The sequence below is a fragment of the Streptomyces sp. NEAU-YJ-81 genome (assembly GCF_017592595.1).
GTDB lineage: Bacteria > Actinomycetota > Actinomycetes > Streptomycetales > Streptomycetaceae > Streptomyces > Streptomyces hygroscopicus_B.
The window spans coordinates 178,685-201,283 of the sequence record NZ_JAGFNO010000006.1 but is presented as its reverse complement, the minus strand read 5'-3'; the positions used below and the strand labels follow the sequence as shown (position 1 = coordinate 201,283).

The window sequence follows — 22,599 nt, the reverse complement described above, 5'->3', positions numbered from 1 at the left end:
CCCGGCTTGGCGCGATCCCATGCCCGAAACCCGGGCGGACTTCCCGCCGAGCGCTCCCATCCTGTAACGGGTCCGGTAACGGACCACGGCTCAGACGGACTCCAGATACGTCATGACCTCGGCCCCGCTCTCCGCGAAGAAGACGAGCTCGCTGAGCGGAATCGGCAGGAACCGCTCCTCCTCCATCCGCTGGAACTGCTGCTTCAGCCCGTCGTAGAACCCCGCCGCGTTGAGCAGCACCACCGGCTTGATGTGCAGCCCGTGCTTCTTCAGCTCCAGGATCTCGGTCGCCTCGTCCAGCGTCCCGGTGCCACCGACCATGACCACGACCGCGTCGGCGCGGGCGAGCAACTGCGCCTTGCGCTCGGCGAGGTCCTTGGCGATCACCATCTCGTCGGCGCCCTCCCGGGCCTGGGCGGCGAGGAACTCGACCGAGATCCCGACCAGCCGTCCCCCGTGCTCCTGCACTCCGTCCGCCATCACCTTCATCAGCCCGACATCGGACCCACCCCAGACCAGCGTGTGCCCGCCCTTGCCGATCAGCTCGGCGAATTCGCGGGCGGGGGCGGTATAGCGGTCGTCGAGGTCGGCGGCGGAGCAGAAGACACAGATATTCATGCCCGTCACTCTACGAGCCGGGTCGGACACCCCCACCGCCCCGCGCGGAGCGCGCTGAGCGCGCCGTGCGGCGCCTTGGTTTCGGCCGCCGTCAGACGGGGGCAGCGGGCGGCGAGGCGACCGCGTTCTACGGGGTGTCCCGCGGACCACGCGGCGGCGCCGCATATCGATGCTTTCCCCTCCCCGCCCCTTCCCGTAACCAGGGGCTCCGCCCCTGGACCCCGGTCCGGGGGCGGAGCCACGCCACGCGGCGGCGCCGCATATCGATGCCGTGGGAAGGGGAGGGAGGGGAGCAGCCCGCCGCAGGCGGCACGATCCGTCGGACGCCCCTGGTGCGGTGGCGGCCGCGCAGGCGACAGCGCAGCCGCCACCGGCCATGGGTACGGGCCCAGGAGGAGCCGGGGCCGCCGAGGAAGAGTGCGCTGTCGGTCTCACCCCTCGCGCACGGCGCCGACGTGGGCGAGTACCGTCGCGGCGCCGTCCTCCGCGGCGAGGTCGTGTGCGAGTTCGGCCGCCCGGCGCCGGAGGGCGGGTTCGGTCAGGCAGGTCGTGATCGCCGCGCCGAGGGATTCGGCGGTCAGCGCGTCGAGTGGCAGCGGCCGGGGGGCGACTCCGAGCCGGTGCAGCCGCGCTGCCCAGAACGGCTGGTCGGCCATGGCGGGCACCGGCACCGCGGGTACCCCGGCGCGCAGTCCGGCCGCGGTGGTGCCCGCTCCGGCGTGGTGGACGACGGCGGCCGTGCGCGGGAACAGCCAGTCGTGCGGAAGGTCGTCAACCGTAAGGACGTCATCGCCGGCCGCGCTCAGCCCGGCCCACCCCGCCTGCACCACCGCGCGCACTCCCGCCCGGGCCACCGCCGCCGTCACCAGCTCGCCGAGCCGCTCCCCCTCGCCCGGCGCCATGCTGCCGAACCCGATGAACACCGGCGGCGGACCGGCCCGCAGGAAGTCGACCAGCTCGGCCGGGGGCCGCCAGTCGCGCGGCCGGGCGGGCCACCAGTAGCCGGCCACCTCGACCTGGGGCGGCCAGTCCGCCGGGCGCGGTACGACCAGCGGGCTGAAGCCGTGGAAGACCGGCCGGATGTCCGCTCCCGTCGGCTGCGAGGTGGCGGTCGGCAGCCCGAGCCGGGTGCGCAGCCCCGCCATGGCCCCCGCCTGGAGCGCTCCGGCATCGGCCAGCAGCCTCCGGCCCGCCGCCAGGTTGCCGTCCGGGCCCAGGTCGTCGCCGCCCGGCGCGCCGGCCAGCGGGAACTCCCGCGTGGCACAGGCCGGTGCGAGATAGGTGCCGATGACGGGGATGCCGTACGCCTCACCGGCCGCCCGGCTGAGCGCCGCCGGGCCGAACGCGGTGAGCACCAGGTCGGCCCCGCCCGCCGCCGCCACCACCCCGTCGGCGAGCCGGTCCAGGAACGCCGCCATCGCCGCCCGCGTCTCCTCCCACGACGCGGCCCGGGCCCTGGTGCGGATCAGCTCCCGCGGATCGCCCGGCAGCGGCCGGTGGTCCAGGCCGCATCCGCCGATGAGCCCGGCGAAGGGCGGATGGGCGGCCACGGCCACCTCGTGACCGGCCGCCAGCAGACGCCGCCCCAGGCCCGTGTACGGGGCGACGTCCCCTCGCGAACCGGCGGTCACGATCAGAATCCGCATGGATGATCCTCCTCGGCGAGTGCCGCCCGGCGCATACTCGGACGACGGCGTTCGCGACGGACGCTAAGGGCTCCTGCGCGGGGGAGGTTCAAGCGGCGGTGACGCGCGGCACGCAGGGCGGGAACACGGGCGGCACGCAGGGCGGGAACACGGTGGGCATCGGCGAGTTGGCCGCGCGCACCGGACTGCCGGTGAAGACCATCCGCTACTACTCGGACATCGGGCTGCTGCCCGAGAGCGGACGCACCCCGGGCGGCCACCGCAGATACGCCGCGGACGCGCTGCCCAGGCTCCGGTTGATCCAGCGCCTCCGTGCACTCGGCACGCCCATCGCCGCGATCTCCGCGGTCATGGCGGGGGAACGCTCGCTGGGCGAACTCGTCAGCCGCGAACTGGACGCGGTCCAGGAACAGTTGCGTGAGGCGACATGGCGCCGGGAGGTGCTCCGCGCGCTGGACGACTGCCCCGCGCCGGAACGGCTGCGCCGCCTCACCCTGCTCGCCGGGGTGGGCAGCCGGGACGACGCCCACGATCGGCTGGTGCGGTACTGGCACTGGGCGCTCCCGGCCGGTCTGCCGCGCAGCCTGGCCCAGGCCGTGATCGAGGGCGCGGTGCCCGCGCCACCGGTCGCCCCGACCGCCGCGACCGTCCTCGCCTACGCCGAACTCCACGCCGTGGCCACCGCGGACGACCGGGGCCGGCAACCGCAGCCCCACCAGGTGGGCGACGTCGCGTCGTTCTACGCCGGTCTCCTGGACGCCTGCGCACTGGCCGGCGAGGCCCTGGTCTCCGGCTGTCCGGAGCGGCGCGCCGAGGCGCTCGGCCACTTCGTGCGCACCTACGCCCGCGTCGGCGGCCACGACGACACACCGGCGTTCCGCGCGCATCTGCGCACCCTGTTCCGCCGCGGCAGGCGCGCCGGTTCGTTCTCGCTGCGCTACTGGCGACAGGCCCTCGCCGTCACCGGCGAGACCCCGTCACCGTCCGCGGCCTCCGGCCAGGGACACCTCGCGGCACCGCTCGCCGCCCTGCACGAGCAGGTCGCGGGCCTCCCGCTGACCGCGAACACCCGGTGAGCGCCCGGGGGTGGCCGGTGGCGGGACGGGCCCGCCACACCGGCCACCCGGCGGGGATCAGCGGGTGAAGTGGAAGATGCCCCAGGTCACATGGCGGTTTGTGCCGCCGTCGACCCAATTGCTGAGGCCGTTCTTCATATGGGTGAGGTAGTCGGCGCTGACGTGTTCCGTCAGGCCGTCGGCCTCCTGGCGGCGGGTTTCTTCCAGCACCCGGGCGTAGTGGGTGATCAGTTGCTCGCGGTGCTCCTGGAAGCCGCCGCCGACCGCGGTGAAGCCGAGCCGCGCCAGTTCATGGCGGTAGAACTCGGGCGACCCCATGGTCTCCAGATGGATGCGGTCCAGGATGGGGCGGAGGGTTTCGGCGGGGCAGCCGTCGGCCGCCATGGGGTCGGTGAAGATGAGGTGACCGCCGGGGCGCAGGACGCGGGCCGCCTCCTCCAGGGGGCGGGCGCGGTTGCCGCTGTGCAGGAACGCGTCCTGGGACCAGACGACGTCGACGCTGTTGTCCGGCAGCGGGATCCGCTCGAAGGAGCCGTCCAGCACCTCGATGGCCTCGGTCAGCCCCCGCTCGGCGTTGAGCGCGCGATGGCGCTCGTTCTCCACCTCGCTGAGGTTGAGCGCGACGACACGGCAGCCGTACGTCTCCGCCAGATAGCGTGCGGAGCCGCCGAAGCCCGCCCCGAGGTCGAGGACGACGGATGACTCGGTGAGATCGAGCTTCCCGGCCATCCGGGCCACGGTGCGCCTGCTGGCCTCGGCGATCGGCTCGTCGGGCCGGTCGTAGATGCCGATGTGGATGTCCTCGCCGCCCCAGACATGCCAGTAGAAGGCGTCGGCGTCCGAGGAGTTGTAGTAGTCGCGGGCGGTGCCGACGGCTCCCGCGTACTCCCCGTCGCCGGTGGCCGGAGCGGCCGGTCCGGCCGGCTCGTCCGCCGCGATGTATTCCTTCTCCGCGACGTGGATGAAGAAGTCTGGGCGCTCCGTCCGGTAGGTGTGCTGGAAGTCGCCGTACGTCTCGATCCGCTGGAAGCCGACCTCCTGCATCAGCCTGCGCGTGTAGTCCTTGCGCAGCGGAAACATGTTGAGGTGGTAGACGGATTCGTCGGGGAAGCTGTAGCGCATGCGCACCAGCCCCTCGTCCACGTACTCCGGTTCGACGGCGACGTCTTCTCCGCAGTAGTAGTACACGTGCTTGCTGCTGTACCCGCGATCGAGGATCGCGTCGTAGTTGCGCTGGTCCAGGACCAGGATTCCGTCGTGCTTGAGCATGGCGTAGAACTCCGCGAGCGCCTTGCGCCGGTCACGCTCGGAGAACAGATGCGTGAAGGAGTTCCCGAGGCAGACGATGGCGTCGTACTCGCCGTGGGCGTCGCGGTTGAGCCAGCGCCAGTCGGCCTGGACGACGCGGAGAATGTGGTCACCGTGCTTGAGCCCGTTGGCGAACGCCTGGGCGAGCATCTCGCCGCTGCCGTCGGCGCTCACGGTCTCGAATCCGGCCTCGAGCAGCCGGACGGAATGGAAGCCGGTCCCCGTGGCCACGTCGAGGACCTTCTTGACGCCGCGCTCGCGCAGCAGGTCGATGAAGAACGTACCCTCGCTCTCCGACCTTCGGTCCCAGTCGATCAGCGAGTCCCACTTTTCTACGAAGCTGGGTACGTACTCCTCTGTGTAGTGATCAGTGTCCCTGACATCAACTGGATTGTTGCCAAATTTCTGTACAGGTTGCGCAGAAATAACGGAACCTCCGGTGCTGAGACAGCGGACCACGGCACCCGTGTCCGCGTGGCGCATTCCCAGATTCAACGGACGCATGCCACCGGAATGGCCGGACGCACGTTAATTTCAGAGAAACTGATCGCGCCAAACGGAGATAATCCACCCCATCCTGACTTTCGGCTTCTTTCTGGCCAAAAGCGGATATCCCCCGGGGCCCGGCGGCCCGTCTACGAGGCGACCACCTGGGCGCGCTCGGTCGTGGCGATGGTGGCGGAGCCCACGACCCGGGTGCCGTCGTAGAGCACGATCGCCTGCCCCGGGGCCACGCCCCGCACCGGCTCGGCGAAGGTCACCCGCAACCCGGATACCCCGATCGGCTCGGCCGTCACCTCGGTCTCGCCGCCATGGGCGCGAAGCTGGGCGGTGTAGCTGCCGGGGCCCACCGGAGGGGCTCCGCACCAGCGCGGCTTGATGGCGGTCAGGGCGGCGACGTCCAGGGCCTCGACCGGGCCGACCGTGACCGTGTTGTCCACCGGGGAGATGTCCAGGACATAGCGCGGCTTGCCGTCGGGCGCCGGGTGACCGATGCGCAGCCCCCGGCGCTGGCCGATGGTGAAGCCGTACGCGCCCTCGTGGGTGCCCAGCTTGTGCCCGCCCTCGTCGACGATGTCGCCCTCGGCCGTACCGAGATGACCGGCCAGGAAGCCCTGGGTGTCGCCGTCGGCGATGAAGCAGATGTCATGGCTGTCGGGCTTCTTGGCGACGGCCAGACCCCGCCGCTCGGCCTCCGCGCGGATCTCGTCCTTGGTCGTCAGGGTGTCGCCGAGGGGGAACATCGCGTGGGCGAGCTGGCGCTCGTCGAGCACGCCGAGCACATAGGACTGGTCCTTGGCCATGTCGCTGGCGCGGTGCAGCTCACGCGCGCCGTCCGCGTGCTCCACGATCGTGGCGTAGTGCCCGGTGCAGACGGCGTCGAAGCCGAGGGCGAGCGCCTTGTCCAGCAGCGCGGCGAACTTGATCTTCTCGTTGCAGCGCAGACACGGATTGGGGGTGCGGCCCGCCTCGTACTCGGCGATGAAGTCCTCGACCACGTCCTCACGGAAGCGCTCGGCGAGGTCCCACACGTAGAAGGGGATGCCGATCACATCGGCGGCGCGCCGGGCGTCCCGCGAGTCCTCGATGGTGCAACAGCCGCGGGCGCCGGTGCGGAACGACTGCGGGTTGGCGGAGAGCGCGAGATGGACGCCGGTCACATCGTGGCCCGCCTCGGCCGCCCGCGCGGCGGCGACCGCGGAGTCCACACCGCCGGACATGGCGGCGAGGACGCGCAGCCGACGGCCGTCGCGGGGACCTGTGGGCGCACCGGGGAAGTCAGTCATAACCCGACCAGCATAGGTCGCTCCATATGCAACGACTAAATGGGTAAGTGGCGACCGGCCACCGCCCGGCTCAGCTCGCGCGGGCCCCCTCCAGCACCCGCTGGACGAGGTCCAGGGTCTGGTCGGCGTCCTTCCCGAGATAGATCAGATCGACGAAGGCGTGCTGGATGCCCGCCTCCCGCTCGGCCCGGACGAGGGCCGTCGCGATGTCGTCCACGGAGGCGCCGGCGCTGGGGTTGACGCGCAGGATCGCGTCGAACGCCGCCGGGTCCCGGCCCTCCCGCTCGACCGCTTCCCGCACCCCGCCCAGCCCCTCGGCCAGGGTGGCGATGGGGTCGGGGGCGCCGGGCGCGGCCGGGACGACCGCGATGGGCAGCCAGCCGTCGGCGCGCCGGGCCACCCGGCGCATGGCCGCGGGCGCGAAGGCGGCGAGGTAGACGGGCGGATGGGGGCGGGAGGCCGGTTTGAGGTCGACGTGGGAGGCGGGCACGGTCCAGTGGTCCCCGTGGTACTCCACCGGGTTCCGGGTCCACCAGGCGTCCAGGGCGTCGAGGCATTCGTCGAGGCGCCGGCCGCGCTCGGCCATGGGGATGTCGACCGCCTCGTACTCCTCGGGGGACCAGCCGGTGCCGAGGCCGACCAGCAGCCGGCCCGCGCTCAGCAGATCGACGGTGGTCAGGGTGCGGGCGAGCACCGCGGGCGGGTACCAGGGGGCGTTGATGACATCGGTGCCGAGCTGGACCCGCTCGGTGACCGCGGCGGCGGTGGCCAGCACGGTGAAGGGATCCAGCGCGGCGCGGAATTCCGGCGGGATCACATCGGTGCCCGCGTAGCCGACGATCGGGTCCACCGGGGCGAGCAGGCGGTCCCCGACCCACAGGCTGTCCGCGCCGAGCTCCTCGGCCCGGCGCGCGAACCGCGCGATGTCCTCGGGGTGGTGGGCCAGCGGGCCGAACTGGGGAAGGGCGAATCCGATGCGCATACCGTCAGCTCCTCGTCGAGCGGATGGACACATTCCGGGTGAATACATTCCGCTGGATACATTCCGAGGTACGGAGCCCCGGACACAGCGGTAGCTCAGAGACAGTTCAACGTTCATCTACCCGGACGGCCAGAGGGCCGTCGCCCGGAACGAAGGCTTCTGGCCATGATCCCATCGGCTGGAACCGGATGCCCGCCCTCGCGCGTTGAGCGTTCCGTGAGCGAGACCACGACCGGCGGTGGACGCCGCGTCAGCAGGCGCACCCTCCTGATCGGAGGCTCGGCGGCCGGGCTCGGCGCGGCCGGGGTCGCGGGCTATGCCGCGCGGGACGAGCTGTCCCGGATGTGGTGGCGGCTGCCCGGGATCGAGAAGCCGCGCAAGGCGGGCGCGGTCGACCAGCCGGGCGTGGAGTGGATCGCGGCCTCGGGGGCGAACTGGCGGTGGGCCGACCGGCCGGACGACTACACCATCGACCGGGTGGTGATCCATGTGGTCCAGGGCAGCTACGACGACGCGGTGCGGGTCTTCCGGGACCCCGGACACCGCGCCGCGGCGCACTATGTGGTGCGCCGCGACGGGCATATCGCCCAGATGGTGCGGGAGTTGGATGTGGCCTTCCACGCGGGCAACCGTTCGTACAACGAGCGCAGCATCGGCATCGAGCACGAGGGGTTCGTGAGCCGTCCCGGCGACTTCACGGACGCCATGTACCGGTCCTCGGCCCGGCTGACCGCCGCGATCTGCGAGCGCTACGGGATGGAGCGGGACCGCGATCACATCGTGGCCCACTCGGAGGTGCCGGGCACCGACCACACCGACCCCGGCCGCCACTGGGACTGGGACCGCTATCTGGAGCTGGTGCGGGCGGTGCGGATCGCGAAGTGAGCCGCCGCTCAGGCGGTGCGGCTTACGCGGTACCGAAGACGACCGCGAGCGGACGGCCCTTGCTGTCGCTGGAGGGCCTCGCGGCCGTGTCGTCACCGATGTAAAGCTTCCCGTCGGTGAAGAACATCCTGGCGTCGCCGTAGGTTTCCAGGTCCGACTCCACGTCCTTCATGGAGTCGGGGTTCCGCTGGATCTCCTTGATCTCGAAGGACTTGGGGTCGATGCGCACGACCCCGCCCGCCTCGCTGTACATGCTGCCCTGGTAGGCGAGCAGCGAGCCGTCCTTCTCGGTGCTGATGGGGGTGAGCGACCTGCTCTCGGCCATCTTCGTCCGGCCGGTCTGCTTGCCGGTCCTGAAGTTCACGCCGGTGATCTTCTCTCCGGGGCCGCCGTCGTCCACGTCCACCTCGGAGGAGAGGTAGACCGTGCTGCTCTTCTTGTCGAGGGCCAGGTCCTTGCAGCCCTCCACATTGACCGCGGGGCAGTCGGGCTGGAAGCCCTTGGCCAGGACGTCGATCGAGTTGATCAGCTTGCCCTGCTTGCCGCTGTCGTCGATGGTCAGGATGTCGGTGACCCCCGAGCCGCCGTCGGAGTCGCCGGTATCGACGGCCACGACGAGGGGTGCGGTGGACAGGACGTGGGCGCGCTCGAACTCTCCGTCGAGCTTGTAGGACGACAGCACCTTCCGCGTGGCCGGATCCACGGTCTGGAGCTCCAGCTTGTCGGTGCTGGAGTCCGCGCTGCTGCAGCCGTGCAGCGCGATGAGCTTGCCGTCGCCGCCCGCGTAGCCGTCGTCGTCGCACTCCGCGATGTACTCCGGCTTCCACAACGGCTTGCCGTCGAGCGACCAGGCGCCGCCGCCGCTGGTGCCTCCGGCGGCGACGGTGTTCCCGCTGATCGTGACCTCGTCGAAGTCGACGCCGTCGTTGCCCTCGGTGTCCGTCCCCTCCTTCTGCCAGACCAGTTCACCCTTGTTCAGATCGACCAGGCCGACCTGGGTGCATTGCGCGTCGCTGCCCTTGCCGTCCTTGAACAGCACCGCGGTGAGTCCGTCCTTGGTGGTGTGCGGCGAGGCCCAGCAGATTTCCCCGTCGAGGTCTATCGTCCACTGGGCCTTGGCACCGTCCGGGGAATAGCCGACGAGCTTGTTGATGTCACCCTTCACGAAATTCTTACCGGTCACCCACATGCCCATGGCATTGGTGTCCTTGGTGACTTTCGGCATGCTGACCTTGCCCAGGGTCTTCGCCTCGGCGGCCTGAGAGGACGACCCCCCGTCCTTCCCGCCGTCCTCGCTGTCCCCGCATCCGGAAAGGAATACCAAACCGCCCGCCACCAGGGACGCCATGGCCAGTCGGCCCGAACGCTGCGACATCAATATCTCCGTTTTCCCCGCAAAAGCGGCCCGCGCGCTTTTACGCGCATGCCGGGCCTGCTGACGGGGTAGATCCTTGCCGAACGCTCTTCGCGATTTCAAGCGGAGATTGATGTTCCGTGGGTTATCTGAAATGGCCGGGAGAACACCGGGAATTCTTCGGTTACTATTCGGTCAGCCCAGTCCCGTCAGTCAGCTCAGCCCCGCCCCGCGCGCCCGCTCCACCGCCGGGCCGATCGCCTCCGCGACGGCCTCGACATCGGCCTTGGTCGAGGTGTGGCCGAGCGAGAAGCGCAGGGTGCCGCGGGCCAGGTCGGAGTCGCTGCCGGTGGCCAGGACCACATGGCTGGGCTGGGCGACACCGGCCGTGCAGGCCGAGCCCGTCGAGCATTCGATGCCCTGCGCGTCCAGCAGCAGAAGCAGCGAATCGCCCTCGCAGCCGGGAAAGGAGAAGTGGGCATTGGCGGGGAGCCGGCCCGCCGGATCGGGGTCGCCGCCGAGAACCACGTCGGGCACGGCCGTACGGACGGCGGTGATCAGCGCGTCGCGCAGCGCGCCGATCTCGCGGCCGAATTCCTCGCGGTGCTCGGTGGCATACGCACCCGCGACGGCGAAGGCGGCGATGGCCGGGGTGTCGAGGGTCCCGGAGCGCACCTGGCGCTCCTGGCCGCCGCCGTGCAGCACCGGCACGGGCGTGTGCTCACGGCCGAGCAGCAGCGCGCCGATGCCGTAGGGGCCGCCTATCTTGTGGCCGCTGACGGTCATCGCGGCCAGCCCCGAGGCGGCGAAGTCGACCTCGATCTGGCCGAACGCCTGGACCGCGTCGGCATGCAGCGGGATGCCGAATTCGGCGGCGACGTCGGCGAGTTCGCGGACCGGCTGGATGGTGCCGATCTCGTTGTTGGCCCACATGACGGTGGCCAGGGCGACGTCCGAGGGGTCGCGGGCGATCGCCTCGCGCAGCGCGTCGGGGTGGACCCGCCCGAGGGAGTCGACCGGCAGCCATTCGACCCGGGCGCCCTCGTGGTCCGCGAGCCAGTCGACCGCGTCGAGCACGGCGTGGTGCTCCACGGGGCTGGCGAGCACCCGGACGCGGGCCGGATCGGCGTCCCTGCGGGACCAGTAGAGCCCCTTGACCGCGAGGTTGTCGGCCTCGGTGCCTCCGGCGGTGAAGACGACCTCGCTCGGGCGGGCGCCCAGCGAGGCGGCCAGGGATTCACGCGACTCCTCGACGGTACGGCGGGCACGCCGGCCGGCGGCGTGCAGCGAGGAGGCGTTGCCCGTGACGGCGAGCTGGGCGGTCATCGCCTGCACCGCCTCCGGGAGCATCGGGGTGGTGGCGGCGTGGTCGAGATAAACCATGGTGGCCTCGATTCTACGAGGCGTTGTGGGGTGCGTAGCGGGTGCGCGTACGCACAGTCTTCCCGCCGCCCCTTTCGCACCCCCTCGCGAGGGCCCTCGACAGCGGCCGTAAGGAGCGTCTAGGTTTTTACTCATGACAGACGCTGAGTGGAAGACCGAGTGGACGCTGGACCGCACCTACCGCAGCTCCTCCGGCGAGGTCCGCTGGGCCGCGTTCGGCGCACCGGACGCGCCGCCGGTCGTGCTGCTGCACGGCACGCCGTTCTCGTCGTACGTATGGCGGGGCGTCGCCCATGCCCTGGCCGACCGGCACCGGGTGTTCGTCTGGGACATGCCGGGCTACGGGGCCTCCGAGAAGCGGGCGGACCAGGACGTCTCGCTGGCCGCCCAGGGCCGGGTCTTCGGCGAGCTGCTCGACGCGTGGGGGCTGACCGGGGCCGGGGCGGAACCGGCCGTCGTCGCCCATGACTTCGGCGGGTGTGTCGCGCTACGTGCGCATCTGCTGCACGGTGCGCGGTATCGCAGGCTGGCGCTGGTGGACGTGGTCGCGTTGGCGCCCTGGGGTTCCCCCACGTACCGGCTGCTCGGCGCGCACGACAAGGTTTTCGAGCAGTTGCCGACGGCGCTGCATCGGGCGCTGGTGCGGGAGTACGTCGGCTCCGCGAGCGCGGTGGGGTTGCGGGACGGGGTGCTGGAGCGGCTGCTGGAGCCGTGGTGCGGGGAGGTGGGGCAGCCCGCGTTCTATCGGCAGATCGCGCAGAACGATCAGCGGTTCACGGATGAGGTCGAGGGGTTGTACGGGGGAATGTCGCTCCCCGTGCTGGTGTGCTGGGGGTCGGGTGACACGTGGATTCCGGTGGAGCGGGGGCGGGAGCTTGCCTCTCGCATTCCGGGCGCCCGGTTCCGGCTGATCGAGGGTGCGGGACACCTGGTGCAGGAGGATGCGCCTGCCGAGCTGGCGGTTGCACTGAGCGGTTTCCTCGGCGACGGCTGAGGTTGCTCCTCAAACGCCGGACGGGCTGGGTTTTCAGCCGCTCACCCGGAGAAGTTTGGCGGCCAGGAGGCCGATGTGGTGGCGCCATGCCTGCTGGGCTTGGGTGCGTTCCGTTTCCGCGTCCGCCGGGCCCGTCTGGGTCAGGATGAGGCGGGCGCCGTGGCCGGTGCCCTGGGTCAGCTCCCAGCGGACCGTCCCGGCGGGGCGGCCGTCGCGCTCCCAGGCGTAGGCGAGCACCCGGGGCGGATGCGCCTCGGCGATCGGGCCCGCCGGGACCGCGTCCGTACGGAAGCCGAAGGGGACCGGCGCCCCGGCGGCCGGCTCGGGGGTGTCGGCGGCCGGGCCGGTCAGCGCCCGCCAGGCCGTCTCGGCGGGGCGGACCAGCTGGCGCTCGAAGCGCAGCCGCCAGCCGCCGTCCTCGGTGGTCTCCACCGCTCCCTCGGCCAAGCCGAACGCCTCGACGTACTTCTCGTGCAGCTCGGCCATGTCGCCGTGGGCGATCTCCTCGCCGCCGAGCAGGGCCGCCAGCCCGGTGATGCACGCGTGCCAGCCGGAGGCGAAGCTGGCCGCGCCGAAGCGGTCGCCGAAGGTGTGGGTGAGGGTCAGCACACAGCCGTCGTCCTCGGGGCGCAGCTCCCAGCGGAGCTCGTCCTCGCCCCAGGTGAAGGCGAAGACATGGGGCGGGTCGAGCTCGGTGACGACGCCGTCCATGTCCGGGGCCTCGCGCCCGGGGAAGACGAAGCCCATCCGGCCGCCGATCTTGAGCTCGACCTGGACCTCGGAGGGGAACCAGTGGACGAGCTGGGCGGGGTCGGTCAGCGCTCGCCAGACCTTCTCCGGGGGATGGGCGAGCCGGCGTTCGAGGCGCAGGGCCGAGCGGCCGCCGCCGGTCTGGGCAAGGGTGTCTTTCATGGCGCTTCTCCGTCGGGTACGTCGAGTACTTCGGGTACGTCGGGTTCGCCGGTCGCGTCGAGGGACTCCGGCATCGTGTCCAGGTGTCGTTCGAGCGCGCCGAGACGGTCGGTCCACAGCCGACGGTACGGCGCGAGCCAGGCGTCCACCTCGGCGAGCGGCTCCGGGCAGAGCTCGTACCAGCGGCGCTGGGCGTCCCGGCGGACCCGCACCAGACCGGCCTCGCGCAGCACCCGGAGGTGCTTGGAGGTGCCCGGCTGGGTGAGCCCCAGATGCTCGGTCAGCTCACCGACCAGGCGGGGCCGCTCCAGCAGGAGGTCCAGGATCTGCCGACGACTCGGCTCCGCGAGCACATCGAACGGTATGACCATGCCCCCAACATAACGACGCGGCTATATAACCGCAAGGGCATTCACGCCGCGTGCAGCCCACGCCCCGAGCGCCTCAGGTCTCCTCCGTCGCCGTACTGCGCCGGTTCCACGCCCGCGGCGCCCGCCAGCCGTACCGCATCGCCAGCAGCCGCACCACAAAGGCCACGGCGGCCGCGAGCACGCTCGTGGCCGCCGTAAGGGCGTGGAAGTGGAGCAGCAGCGCCGCTATCGAGGAGCCGAGGATGGCCGGGACGGCGTACAGGTCCCGGTCCCAGCGCAGCAGCGAGGGCACCTCATGGGCGAGCAGGTCGCGGATCACACCGCCGCCGACCGCCGTGGCCATGCCCAGGGTGACCGACGCGGTGACGCCGAGCCCGAAGTCATGCGCCTTCATCGTGCCCTCGACGCAGAACAGCCCGAGGCCCGCCGCGTCGAAGACCCCCACCGCCGCCGTGATCCGCTCGACCTCGGGGTGGAGGAAGAAGACGATGCCGGTGGCCACGAGCGGGGTGAGGAAATAGCCGAGGTCGGTGAAGGCGATGGGCGGCACCGCGCCGATCACCAGATCGCGGAAGATACCGCCGCCCAGCGCGGTGGCCTCGGCGAGCACCGCCATGCCGAAGACATCGAAGTTCTTCCGCACGGCGAGCAGCGCGCCGGACATCGCGAAGACGAAGATCCCGGCGACTTCGAGCGCGTGCTGGACGGACGGGGTGAACAGTTCGATGAGCACCCGACATTGTTATCCGCGGATGCCCCCGGTCCCGTCCGGACCCCGTCCCGTCTCAGCTTTCGGTCTTCTTCGTCACCTTCTGTGCCGCCTCGGCCCCGGGCTTCTCCTGCGGCGCCTGGTCCGTAGCGTTCTCCGGGTGGTGGCAGGCCACCTGGTGGCCGGTGGCCAGCGTCACCAGCGGCGGCTCCTGGCTCTTGCACACCTCGGTCGCCTTCCAGCACCGGGTGTGGAAGCGGCAGCCGGACGGCGGGGAGATCGGCGAGGGCACGTCGCCCTTGAGCAGGATCCGCTCCCGCTTGGCGCGCCGCTTGGGGTCCGGCACCGGCACCGCGGACAGCAGGGCCTTGGTGTACGGGTGCATGGGACGCTCGTAGAGGTCCTTGCGGTCCGCCAGCTCGACGATCTTCCCGAGGTACATCACCGCGATCCGGTCCGAGACATGGCGGATGACCGACAGATCGTGCGCGATGATCACATACGTCAGGCCCAGCTCGTCCTGGAGGTCGTCCAGCAGGTTGACTACCTGCGCCTGGATCGACACGTCCAGCGCCGAGACCGGTTCGTCGGCGACGACCAGCTTGGGTTTGAGGGCCAGCGCCCGGGCGATGCCGATGCGCTGCCGCTGACCGCCGGAGAACTCGTGCGGATAGCGGTTGTAGTGCTCGGGGTTGAGCCCGACCAGCGCCAGCAGCCGCTGGACCTCCGCCTTGACACCGCCCTCCGGGGTGACGCCCTGGAGCCGGAAGGGCGCGCTGACGATCGCGCCGACGGTGTGCCGGGGGTTCAGCGAGGAGTACGGGTCCTGGAAGATCATCTGGACGTCACGGCGCATCGGCCGCATCTGAGCGGTGTTCAGATGCGTGATGTCCTTGCCCTCGAACTCGATCTTGCCTGAGGTGGGTTCGAGCAGCCGGGTGACCAGCCGCCCCATGGTGGACTTGCCGCAGCCCGACTCGCCCACCACACCCAGGGTCTCCCCCGGCCGGACGTCGAAGTCGAGCCCGTCGACCGCCTGCACCGCACCGGCCTGCCGCTGCAGCAGCCCCTTCTTGATGGGGAAGTGCTTGACCAGACCCGACACCTTGAGCAGGGGCTCGGGCGACGTCGTCGCCTTCTCCGGGACCGTCATCTTCGGATCCTTCGTGTCGGTCACAGCTTCGGCGCAATCTCTTCGGTCCAGATCCGGGTGCGCTCCTCCTGCGCCATATGGCACGCGGAGAAGTGCCCGCCGCCCCCGGCCTCGCTGAGCTCCGGCCGCTCGGTGCGCGTGAGGTTGTCCTTCGGCACATCGGCGTACGGGCAGCGCGGGTGGAAGGCGCAGCCGGACGGCACATTGATGAGGCTGGGCGGGGAGCCCTTGACCGGGATGAGCCGCTCGGTCTGGTCGCGGTCGATACGGGGCATCGAGCCCAGCAGCCCCCAGGTGTACGGGTGCTGGGGCTCGTAGAAGACCTTCTCGGCCGGACCGCGCTCGACACAGCGGCCGCCGTACATCACCAGCAGATCATCCGCGAGCTCGGCGACCACGCCCAGGTCATGGGTGATGACGATGACCGCGGAGCCGAACTCCTTCTGCAGATCCCGGATGAGGTCGAGGATCTGCGCCTGGACGGTCACGTCCAGGGCGGTGGTCGGCTCGTCGGCGATCAAGAGCTCGGGGTTGTTGACCAGCGCCATCGCGATCATGGCGCGCTGGCGCATGCCGCCGGAGAACTCATGCGGATAGCTGTCCGCGCGCTTGTCGGGCTGCGGGATGCCGACGCGGTCCAGCAGCTCGATCGCGCGCTTGCGGGCCACGTCCTTGGTGACGTCGTGGTGCACCCGGTACGCCTCGATGATCTGGCGGCCGATGGTGTAGTACGGGTGCAGCGCGGACAGCGGATCCTGGAAGATCATCGACATCTCGCGGCCGCGCAGCTTGCGCACCTCGTCGGGGTCGGCGCCCAGCAGCTCCTGGCCGTTGAGCCAGATCTCACCGGAGATCCGCGCCTTGCGGCGGCCGTACTGCCCGGCGGTGTGCAGCCCCATGATGCCGAGCGAGGTGACGGACTTGCCGGAGCCGGACTCGCCGACGATGCCGAGGGTCTTGCCCTTCTCCAGCCGGAAGCTGAGCCCGTCCACGGACTTCACCAGACCGTCGTCGGTCGGGAAGTGGACGTGCAGATCGCGCACCTCGAGGAAGGCGCTGGGGGCGGGCGAGCCCGCCGCGGCCACCTCGCCCACGGCGGCGGTGCCGGTGGCCGGCAGCTCGCCGTTCCCGGGCTGTCCGGAGGACTTGGTCAGGTCGGTCATCCGAGCCTCACTCGCGGGTCGATGACGGCGTACAGGAGGTCCACGACGAGGTTGGCGACCACGATGAAGATGGCCGCGATCAGGGTGACGCCGAGGATGACCGGCAGGTCCTTCTCAGTGATCGCGTTCACCGCGAGCCGCCCGAGGCCGGGCAGGTTGTAGGTGGTCTCGGTGAGGACCGCGCCGCCCAGCAGCGCGCCCAGGTCGAGGCCGAGCAGGGTGAGCACCGGCGTCCAGGTCGAGCGCATCGCGTGCCGGCCGATGACCACCCGTTCTCGCAGGCCCTTGGCGCGGGCGGTGCGGATGTAGTCCTCGCCCATGATCTCCAGCATGGTGGCCCGGGTGAGCCGGGCGTACATCGCCGCGTAGAGGAAGGCGAGCGTGATCCACGGGAGGATCAGGCTCTCGAACCACATCGCCGGATCGTCACCGAGCGCCTTGTAGTCCACGTTGACCCACTTCAGCGAGTAGCTGAAGATCGCCAGCGAGAGCAGACCGGTGAAGTAGATCGGCAGTGAGACACCGGCCAGCGCGACCGTCATCGCCGAGCGGTCCCACAGGGTGCCCCGGCGCAGCGCGGAGACGACACCGGTGGTGATGCCGCCGACCAGCCACAGCAGACAGGCGCCCGCGGCGAGCGAGAGGGTGACCGGCATGGCGTCGGTGAGCTGCGGCCACACCGCCTGCTCGGTGCGGAAGGAGTAGCCGAAGCAGGGCGCCGGACAGTGGGTGACGTCCGTGCCGTTGGCGTAGTCCCGGCCGGCGAAGAGGCCCTGGACGAAGTGCCAGAACTGGACCAGAACCGGATCACCGAGGCTGAGCTTCTGCCGGATGCCCTCGATGGCCGCGGGGTCGGCCTGCTTGCCGACGAACAGCAGCGCGGGATCGGCACCGGCCCACTTCGGGATCACGAAGAAGATGGCGAAGGTCGTAAGGGTGACGACCAACAGCATCACGACGACGGCGAACAAGCGCCGGATGAGATAAGCAAGCACTGTGCGCGGCCCGGGCGGTGGCCCGTGATACCCCGGTTGAGAGGGATCACGGGCCACCACCCGCGGCCATCACCTGCCCTTCGGGCCTATCGGGTGCGGCGATGGGGGGTTGTGCGGCGGGTCAGGTGACCTGCCGTCACTTGACGACGCCCAGCTGGGAGTAGTCGTAGCGGCCGTTGTAGGCCGCCGACGAGAAGGCGTTCGTCAGCCGCGAGCTGCGCCAGGTGATGTTCTTCTCGTAGATGAACGGCATCTGCACGGCCAGGTCGCTGACCTTGTGGTTCATCTTCTGGTAGATGCCGCCGGCCTTGTTGGGGTCGGTCTCCTTGAGCGCGTCGTCGAAGTACTGGTTGATCGCCGGGTCGTTGGTCTCGGAGACGTTGTAGTTACCCGTCTGCTCGATGAAACGGCCGTCGATCAGCGGCTGGGAGAAGCCCTGGCCGGTGGGGAAGTCCGGGCCCCAGCCGGTCATGGACAGGCCGTAGCCGCGCTTCTTCATCACCGACGGCGAACCGGTGATGCTGGCGGAGGTGCTGCCCTGGATCGGCTCCACGTTGAGGCTGATGCCGACCTTCTTCAGCGACGCCTGCAGCGCCTCGGCGGCGTCGACCTCGGCGGGCTGGTCGTTGCGGGCCACGATGGTGGTGGAGAAGCCACCCGGCTTGCCGCACTGCTTGAGCTCGTCCTTGGCCTTGGCCGGGTCGGCCTTGCCGCCGCGCTTCAGGACGCCGTACGGGTCGTAATCGTCCGCGCCCTTGACGCTCTTGGGGAGCATGTTGGTGGCGAGGTCACCACCGGCCTGCGGGCCACCGCGGGTGGTCTGAAGCGACTTGTAGTCGGTGCCGTAGACGACCGCCTTGCGGCAGTGGATGTTGTCGAACGGCTTGACCTTGGTGGTGAAGTCGACGTACCGGACGAAGCTGGTGGTGATGTTGTCGACGTTGCCCTTGTGCTGCTTGAGGGCGTCATTACGGCCCGAGGGGGTCATACCGGTGGCGCTGAGGAAGACGTCGTAGTCGCCCTTGATCAGCAGCCGGTCTATCGCCTCGAGGTTGGAGTTGAAGGTGACCGAGATCTTGTCCGGCAGGGCCGGGCGGATCGGGTCGGACGCCTTCTTCCAGCTCGTGTTGCGCACCAGGGACAGGCTCTTGCCCGGGCTGTACGACTGGACCTTGTACGGACCGGAGGAGAACGGCCGGTTGGTGTACTTGGCGCCGGTGTCCTTGTCCGCCTTCACCGGGGAGCCGGTCGGCATCGCGAGCATCTGCTCGAAGTCACCGTTGGGCTTGGCGAGGTTGAAGACGACGGTCTTGTCGTCCGGCGTCTGGATCCCCTTCAGGCCCAGCTTGTCCTTGGCCTTGTCCTTGTACGGGCCCTTGTACTCGCCCTTGGGGTCCAGGACCTGGCGCAGATAGCCGGGGCCGCCGGAGACGACGTCCTTGGCCCAGATGCGCTCGATGCCGTACTTCACGTCCTTGGACGTGATCGGGGAGCCGTCCTCCCAGGTGATCCCGTCGCGCAGGGTGTAGGTGTAGGTCTTGCCGCCGTTGGTGATCTTGGCGGTGGAGGTGGCGAGGTCCGGGACCAGCTCGTTCGCGGCGTTGCCCGGCTTCGGCGCGTAGGAGATCAGTTGGCGCGCGTAGAAGCGGGAGAAGTCCCAGGCGAACCCGTAGTACTGGCGCTGCGGGTCGAGGGAGTCGAACTCCTGCTTGTTGATGAACTTGAGCGTGCCGCCCTTCTTGGCGGACTTGGCGGCGACGCCCTTCACCGCGGCGTTGAACCCGGCGCCCGAGCCCTCGTCGTCGGAACCGCCGCCACCGCAGCCGGCGGTGGCCAGGAGGGCGCCGACGACAGCCGCCGCTCCGGCGATCCGCCTGCTTCTCGAGAGCTGTTTCATAGCTGTTGCAACCTCCGGGGTAGCGGTCCTAGGCATGGCGCCGCGGAATTCTTCGGGGAGCCGACTGCCGGATACGGCAGCGGCTGATGCGTTCGGGTACGACCGGTCCGCAGGGCGTGTCGTGCGCCGCGCCGTCATCGGGTGCCCTTCGGATCGAGCGCGTCGCGGACGCCGTCGCCGAAGAGGTTGAAGGCCAGCACCGTGATGAAGATCGCCACACCCGGGATGATCATGAACATCGGGTCGTCCTCGTAGGTGCCGACCGCCTTGGAGAGCATCTGCCCCCAGGAGGCGGTGGGCGGCTTCACGCCCGCGCCGAGGAAGCTGAGCGCGGCCTCGGTGAGGATGTTGGTGGGGATCATCAGCGTCGCGTAGACGGTGATCGGCGCCACCAGGTTGGGCAGCAGCTCACGGAAGAGGATGTAGCGCCGGCCGGCGCCCAGGCTCCGCGCGGCCTCGATGTACTCCTTCTCGCGCAGCGACAGCGTCTGACCGCGCACGATGCGGCCGACGTACGGCCAGCCGAAGAAGCCGATGACCGAGACCAGGATGGCGATGCGCACCCCGCTGCCGGTCAGTCCCAGCAGGTCGTTGGGGAGCACCGAGACCAGGGAGATGATGAAGAGCAGCTGCGGGAAGGCCAGCAGCATGTCCATCACCCGGCTGATCACCGAGTCGACCCAGCCGCCGAAGTACCCGGCGATGATGCCGAAGATGGTGCCGAGGACCACCGCGACCACCGCCGCGAGGAAGGCCACCAGCAGCGAGATCCGGGCGCCGTAGACGACGCGGCTGAAGACGTCGCGGCCGTTGGACGGCTCCACGCCGAAGAGGAAGTCCGAGCTGATACCGCCCATGGACCCCTTCGGGGTGCCGAACAGCGGGTCGATCTCCTCCTGGTGGAACTCATTGGGCGGATGCCCGAGCAGGCTCACGATCAGTGGAGCGAAGATCGCCACCAGGACCAGGAAGACGACAACGATGCCACCCGCCAGCGCGAGCTTGTCCCGCTTCAGGCGTGTCCAGGCGATCTGCCGCAGCGATCTGCCTTCGACGGACGCTTTGACCACATCCGCCGCTACATCGGCAGTCGCGACCGGATCGCTGTCCGTGCTCGTGCCGTGCAATGGTGCCGTCATCGTGGTGGAGACCCCTCTCGGCCGGTGGTGACCGGCCCACGACTCGCCGCTGTAGCGGCTTTGTTCACAACCCGGGTGAAAGTCGCGTTCTGGTACGGAACCTTTCAGGAAGGGGTCGTACGCAGGAACCGCACCCCTTGGAGCGGGAGTCTTCAACGCGTTTGTGATCACCCGCCAGTACTCCCGGACAATGGATGCCTAACCGTGATGTGGGGAGTACCGCTCCGCTATACGGACGGTCGCGACACGAGAACGCAGCAGTAACCTCGCGCCCGCTATGCGATGTTCGGCCCCAAAGGCCCGGAACGCCGGGTGGGCAATCCCGTCAATCGGTGCGCGGACCAGCGGGCCAGTGGCGGATCGGCGGATCGGCGGGTTGACGGATGGCCGGGTCGGCGGGGCAGCGAGTCGGCGGATCGGTACCGGCTCGGCGAGGCGGCGGATCAGTAGGCGGGACGCGGCGGCGGGTAGCCGTAGCCGTGGGACGGCGCGGCGGGGGCGGCGCCATAGGCGTCGCGGTCGAAGAAGGGCCGGGCGTTGGCCCGCATCCACAGGGCGACGGGGTCGTACTCGTCGGAGAGCGCGACCGTGGAGACCGGCAGCCCGTCCGGCACGGCGGTGATCGACTGCTCCATCATCACCCGCACCGACTGCACCGCCGGTGGGCCGCTGTCGTAGAGATCCAGCCCGATGGCCAGATACGGGGCGCCCAGCGCGGGCTGCACCCAGGCGCGGCGCAGCGACCGCACCGCAGTCGTGCGATGCGCGTTCTGCCCCAACAGGGCGTAGAACTGCGGGATGTCGATGGCGGGTTCGCTCAGCCGCAGCGGCCCGGCGGGCAGCCGGTCCAGACCGCCCGCGATCCGGCGCAGATCCGGCCATGGGATGCCCACTCCGCCGCCGCGGGCGTGGGGGTTGAGCCAGAGGCCGTAGCGGTCGCGGTAGAGCGAGTCGGCGATGAGGCGTCCGTCGACCACCTCATGCGCACGGTTCCAGCCACTTGCGGCCAGTTCCTGTGCGGAGGTCACGCACGGGGCGTAACCGAGGCCCTCCACATCCATGTTCCCGTACTGGGCCTCGGGCGTGCCGGGCGCACCGTGCCACAGCAGCATCCAGACCTGGCCCTCGCCGATGGCCTGCAGCAGCGCCTCATAGGCGTCGTACCGGCCGGGAGCGACCTGCTGCAACGCTCGCTCAACCTGGCCGGCCGCCGCCCCCCAATCCGCGCCCGCGCTCACCTGGGTCCGCCCCTTCTCTCGCCCTTGTCCCGCACCTCACCGGGGAGCGTGCTCGCACCCCTCCTGGTCATCAAACCAGCTTACGGGCCCCCGTAGCGGACCCTGGGGTGAGTCAGAGGTCACGGTCGTAGAACGGCCGTACGCGCCCCATCATCCAGTCGACCACCGGATCCCCCTGCGCCACATCCAGCAGCACGAGCTGGACTTTCCACCGCACGGGCACCACGCCGAGGGCGCGGCCCAGCGCGTCCACCGCGCGCGCCTGGCCCTCGGGGCCGGGGGCATCGAGCTGCACACCGACGAAGAGCGCCGGCTCGTCGCCCTCGACGCTGGCCAGCGCGCGCCGGGCGGTCCGCACCCCGCTGTCCTTGGCGAACTCGATCCCGGCGGCGGCCAGGAAGTCCACCGGCTCGTCCTGCCAGTCCGGTTCGAAGAGCCGCACCCTGCCCCCGGTGGCCGGGCCGTCGAGCTCACTACGCCCGGCACGGCACAGCTCCCGGACGGCGGGCGGAGGCAGCGGTACGACCACCGCACCACCGGGGTTCACCGCGATGCCGAGCTGGGGCGGCAGCCCGCGGGCGAACTCCACGGCCGGGGCGATGGCGAAGGACATATGGGAGCCGACGAGTTGCAGGAACTGCTGCTCGGAGCTGAACACCGGGACATACGCGGCGCCCTCGATCTCCATCGTGGGCAGATCGAGGCTCGGGCTGCCCGGGCCCCCGCCGCCCGGCAGCGGAACCCAGACATGGCTGCGGGAGAGCGTCTCGACGATGCGCGCTCCGGCCCCGGGAACGTCGATCGAGGCGGCCATCACCTCTTCGAGCTCATTGCCGGGAAACGCCGGATACGCGGTCTGCGCGCCGTCGGGGAATCCTCCGTGAGCCGGGGCCATGCCGTACTGCTCCGGGAAGCTCATCTTCGTCCAACCGCCATCTCGTCCTACCTGCCCAAAGCACCCTAGCGGCTGGGCGGCCCAGGGCCAGCGG

At 70.3% G+C, this 22,599-nt stretch carries 20 protein-coding genes; 3 read left to right on the top strand and 17 right to left on the bottom strand.

The features are described from left to right. Window positions 1-90 precede the first annotated feature (90 nt). Together J5X86_RS17045 and J5X86_RS17040 are read right to left on the bottom strand one after the other, a co-directional pair. Window positions 91-618, bottom strand: a complete 528-nt coding sequence (locus J5X86_RS17045; protein WP_208517655.1) for a TIGR00730 family Rossman fold protein — start codon at window positions 616-618, stop codon at window positions 91-93. 431 nt (window positions 619-1,049) lie between these two features. Continuing rightward, entirely contained in the window at window positions 1,050-2,264 is a 1,215-nt protein-coding gene (locus J5X86_RS17040; RefSeq protein WP_208517654.1) for a glycosyltransferase, read from the bottom strand. A 98-nt stretch (window positions 2,265-2,362) separates the two neighbouring features. On the opposite strand from J5X86_RS17040, the gene J5X86_RS17035 reads away from it, so the two are divergent. Beyond that, complete coding sequence (locus J5X86_RS17035; protein WP_208517653.1) at window positions 2,363-3,340, top strand: MerR family transcriptional regulator; 978 nt, start codon at window positions 2,363-2,365, stop codon at window positions 3,338-3,340. 57 nt (window positions 3,341-3,397) lie between these two features. Here J5X86_RS17035 and J5X86_RS17030 read toward each other — a convergent pair whose 3' ends face one another. The 3 genes from J5X86_RS17030 to J5X86_RS17020 all read right to left on the bottom strand — a co-directional run bounded on the left by J5X86_RS17030 (window position 3,398) and on the right by J5X86_RS17020 (window position 7,417). Then, a complete protein-coding gene (locus tag J5X86_RS17030; protein ID WP_243980572.1) occupies window positions 3,398-5,131 on the bottom strand; it encodes a class I SAM-dependent methyltransferase in 1,734 nt (577 codons plus the stop codon). 152 nt (window positions 5,132-5,283) lie between these two features. Beyond that, a complete protein-coding gene (gene mnmA, locus J5X86_RS17025; RefSeq protein WP_208517652.1) occupies window positions 5,284-6,435 on the bottom strand; it encodes a tRNA 2-thiouridine(34) synthase MnmA in 1,152 nt (383 codons plus the stop codon). Between the two features lie 70 nt (window positions 6,436-6,505). After that, a complete protein-coding gene (locus tag J5X86_RS17020; RefSeq protein ID WP_208517651.1) occupies window positions 6,506-7,417 on the bottom strand; it encodes a TIGR03619 family F420-dependent LLM class oxidoreductase in 912 nt (303 codons plus the stop codon). A gap of 216 nt (window positions 7,418-7,633) precedes the next feature. Between J5X86_RS17020 and J5X86_RS17015 the strand changes: the two genes are divergently transcribed. Further along, window positions 7,634-8,302, top strand: a complete 669-nt coding sequence (locus J5X86_RS17015) for an N-acetylmuramoyl-L-alanine amidase (protein WP_208517650.1) — start codon at window positions 7,634-7,636, stop codon at window positions 8,300-8,302. A 22-nt stretch (window positions 8,303-8,324) separates the two neighbouring features. Here the strand turns inward: J5X86_RS17015 and J5X86_RS17010 are convergent, their stop codons facing one another. Together J5X86_RS17010 and J5X86_RS17005 are read right to left on the bottom strand one after the other, a co-directional pair. Beyond that, on the bottom strand, window positions 8,325-9,677 hold the full coding sequence (locus J5X86_RS17010) for a PQQ-binding-like beta-propeller repeat protein (RefSeq protein WP_208517649.1): 1,353 nt from the start codon (window positions 9,675-9,677) through the stop codon (window positions 8,325-8,327). A 192-nt stretch (window positions 9,678-9,869) separates the two neighbouring features. After that, window positions 9,870-11,039 (bottom strand): cysteine desulfurase family protein, encoded by a 1,170-nt coding sequence (locus J5X86_RS17005; protein ID WP_208517648.1) that lies wholly within the window; start codon window positions 11,037-11,039, stop codon window positions 9,870-9,872. Window positions 11,040-11,172: 133 nt separating this feature from the next. On the opposite strand from J5X86_RS17005, the gene J5X86_RS17000 reads away from it, so the two are divergent. Beyond that, window positions 11,173-12,033, top strand: coding sequence for an alpha/beta fold hydrolase (locus tag J5X86_RS17000; protein ID WP_208517647.1), 861 nt, complete (start codon window positions 11,173-11,175; stop codon window positions 12,031-12,033). 33 nt (window positions 12,034-12,066) lie between these two features. Here J5X86_RS17000 and J5X86_RS16995 read toward each other — a convergent pair whose 3' ends face one another. The 10 genes from J5X86_RS16995 to J5X86_RS16950 form a co-directional block, all read right to left on the bottom strand. After that, window positions 12,067-12,945 (bottom strand): SRPBCC family protein, encoded by an 879-nt coding sequence (locus J5X86_RS16995; protein ID WP_208517646.1) that lies wholly within the window; start codon window positions 12,943-12,945, stop codon window positions 12,067-12,069. After that, complete coding sequence (locus J5X86_RS16990; RefSeq protein ID WP_208517645.1) at window positions 12,942-13,316, bottom strand: helix-turn-helix transcriptional regulator; 375 nt, start codon at window positions 13,314-13,316, stop codon at window positions 12,942-12,944. Before J5X86_RS16990 ends, J5X86_RS16995 begins: the two co-directional genes overlap by 4 nt. A 73-nt stretch (window positions 13,317-13,389) precedes the next feature. Beyond that, window positions 13,390-14,049 (bottom strand): trimeric intracellular cation channel family protein, encoded by a 660-nt coding sequence (locus J5X86_RS16985; protein WP_208517644.1) that lies wholly within the window; start codon window positions 14,047-14,049, stop codon window positions 13,390-13,392. Between the two features lie 52 nt (window positions 14,050-14,101). Continuing rightward, window positions 14,102-15,178, bottom strand: a complete 1,077-nt coding sequence (locus tag J5X86_RS16980; protein WP_208517643.1) for an ABC transporter ATP-binding protein — start codon at window positions 15,176-15,178, stop codon at window positions 14,102-14,104. Window positions 15,179-15,198: 20 nt separating this feature from the next. Continuing rightward, on the bottom strand, window positions 15,199-16,341 hold the full coding sequence (locus J5X86_RS16975; protein WP_243980568.1) for an ABC transporter ATP-binding protein: 1,143 nt from the start codon (window positions 16,339-16,341) through the stop codon (window positions 15,199-15,201). Then, complete coding sequence (locus tag J5X86_RS16970; RefSeq protein ID WP_078647687.1) at window positions 16,338-17,312, bottom strand: ABC transporter permease; 975 nt, start codon at window positions 17,310-17,312, stop codon at window positions 16,338-16,340. Before J5X86_RS16970 ends, J5X86_RS16975 begins: the two co-directional genes overlap by 4 nt. Before the next feature lie 160 nt (window positions 17,313-17,472). Further along, a complete protein-coding gene (locus J5X86_RS16965) occupies window positions 17,473-19,233 on the bottom strand; it encodes an ABC transporter substrate-binding protein (protein WP_208517642.1) in 1,761 nt (586 codons plus the stop codon). A 134-nt stretch (window positions 19,234-19,367) separates the two neighbouring features. Further along, window positions 19,368-20,372 carry an ABC transporter permease gene (locus J5X86_RS16960; protein ID WP_208517641.1) on the bottom strand — a complete coding sequence of 335 codons (1,005 nt, stop codon included), beginning with the start codon at window positions 20,370-20,372 and terminating at the stop codon, window positions 19,368-19,370. A gap of 443 nt (window positions 20,373-20,815) precedes the next feature. Further along, on the bottom strand, window positions 20,816-21,610 hold the full coding sequence (locus J5X86_RS16955; RefSeq protein ID WP_208517640.1) for an enhanced serine sensitivity protein SseB C-terminal domain-containing protein: 795 nt from the start codon (window positions 21,608-21,610) through the stop codon (window positions 20,816-20,818). A gap of 112 nt (window positions 21,611-21,722) precedes the next feature. After that, window positions 21,723-22,529, bottom strand: a complete 807-nt coding sequence (locus J5X86_RS16950) for an enhanced serine sensitivity protein SseB (RefSeq protein WP_374229260.1) — start codon at window positions 22,527-22,529, stop codon at window positions 21,723-21,725. Window positions 22,530-22,599: the final 70 nt, after the last annotated feature.

What these genes read in the sequence shown, in the direction of transcription:
- J5X86_RS17045 (WP_208517655.1), bottom strand. Translation starts at nt 618, where the DNA reads ATGAATATCTGTGTCTTCTGCTCCGCCGCCGACCTCGACGACCGCTAT.
- J5X86_RS17010 (WP_208517649.1), bottom strand. Translation starts at nt 9,677, where the DNA reads ATGTCGCAGCGTTCGGGCCGACTGGCCATGGCGTCCCTGGTGGCGGGC.
- J5X86_RS17000 (WP_208517647.1), top strand. Translation starts at nt 11,173, where the DNA reads ATGACAGACGCTGAGTGGAAGACCGAGTGGACGCTGGACCGCACCTAC.
- J5X86_RS16965 (WP_208517642.1), bottom strand. Translation starts at nt 19,233, where the DNA reads ATGAAACAGCTCTCGAGAAGCAGGCGGATCGCCGGAGCGGCGGCTGTC.
- mnmA (WP_208517652.1), bottom strand. Translation starts at nt 6,435, where the DNA reads ATGACTGACTTCCCCGGTGCGCCCACAGGTCCCCGCGACGGCCGTCGG.
- J5X86_RS16950 (WP_374229260.1), bottom strand. Translation starts at nt 22,529, where the DNA reads ATGAGCTTCCCGGAGCAGTACGGCATGGCCCCGGCTCACGGAGGATTC.
- J5X86_RS17030 (WP_243980572.1), bottom strand. Translation starts at nt 5,131, where the DNA reads ATGCGCCACGCGGACACGGGTGCCGTGGTCCGCTGTCTCAGCACCGGA.
- J5X86_RS16980 (WP_208517643.1), bottom strand. Translation starts at nt 15,178, where the DNA reads ATGACGGTCCCGGAGAAGGCGACGACGTCGCCCGAGCCCCTGCTCAAG.
- J5X86_RS16995 (WP_208517646.1), bottom strand. Translation starts at nt 12,945, where the DNA reads ATGAAAGACACCCTTGCCCAGACCGGCGGCGGCCGCTCGGCCCTGCGC.
- J5X86_RS16990 (WP_208517645.1), bottom strand. Translation starts at nt 13,316, where the DNA reads ATGGTCATACCGTTCGATGTGCTCGCGGAGCCGAGTCGTCGGCAGATC.
- J5X86_RS16960 (WP_208517641.1), bottom strand. Translation starts at nt 20,372, where the DNA reads ATGACGGCACCATTGCACGGCACGAGCACGGACAGCGATCCGGTCGCG.
- J5X86_RS17020 (WP_208517651.1), bottom strand. Translation starts at nt 7,417, where the DNA reads ATGCGCATCGGATTCGCCCTTCCCCAGTTCGGCCCGCTGGCCCACCAC.
- J5X86_RS16975 (WP_243980568.1), bottom strand. Translation starts at nt 16,341, where the DNA reads ATGACCGACCTGACCAAGTCCTCCGGACAGCCCGGGAACGGCGAGCTG.
- J5X86_RS17005 (WP_208517648.1), bottom strand. Translation starts at nt 11,039, where the DNA reads ATGGTTTATCTCGACCACGCCGCCACCACCCCGATGCTCCCGGAGGCG.
- J5X86_RS17040 (WP_208517654.1), bottom strand. Translation starts at nt 2,264, where the DNA reads ATGCGGATTCTGATCGTGACCGCCGGTTCGCGAGGGGACGTCGCCCCG.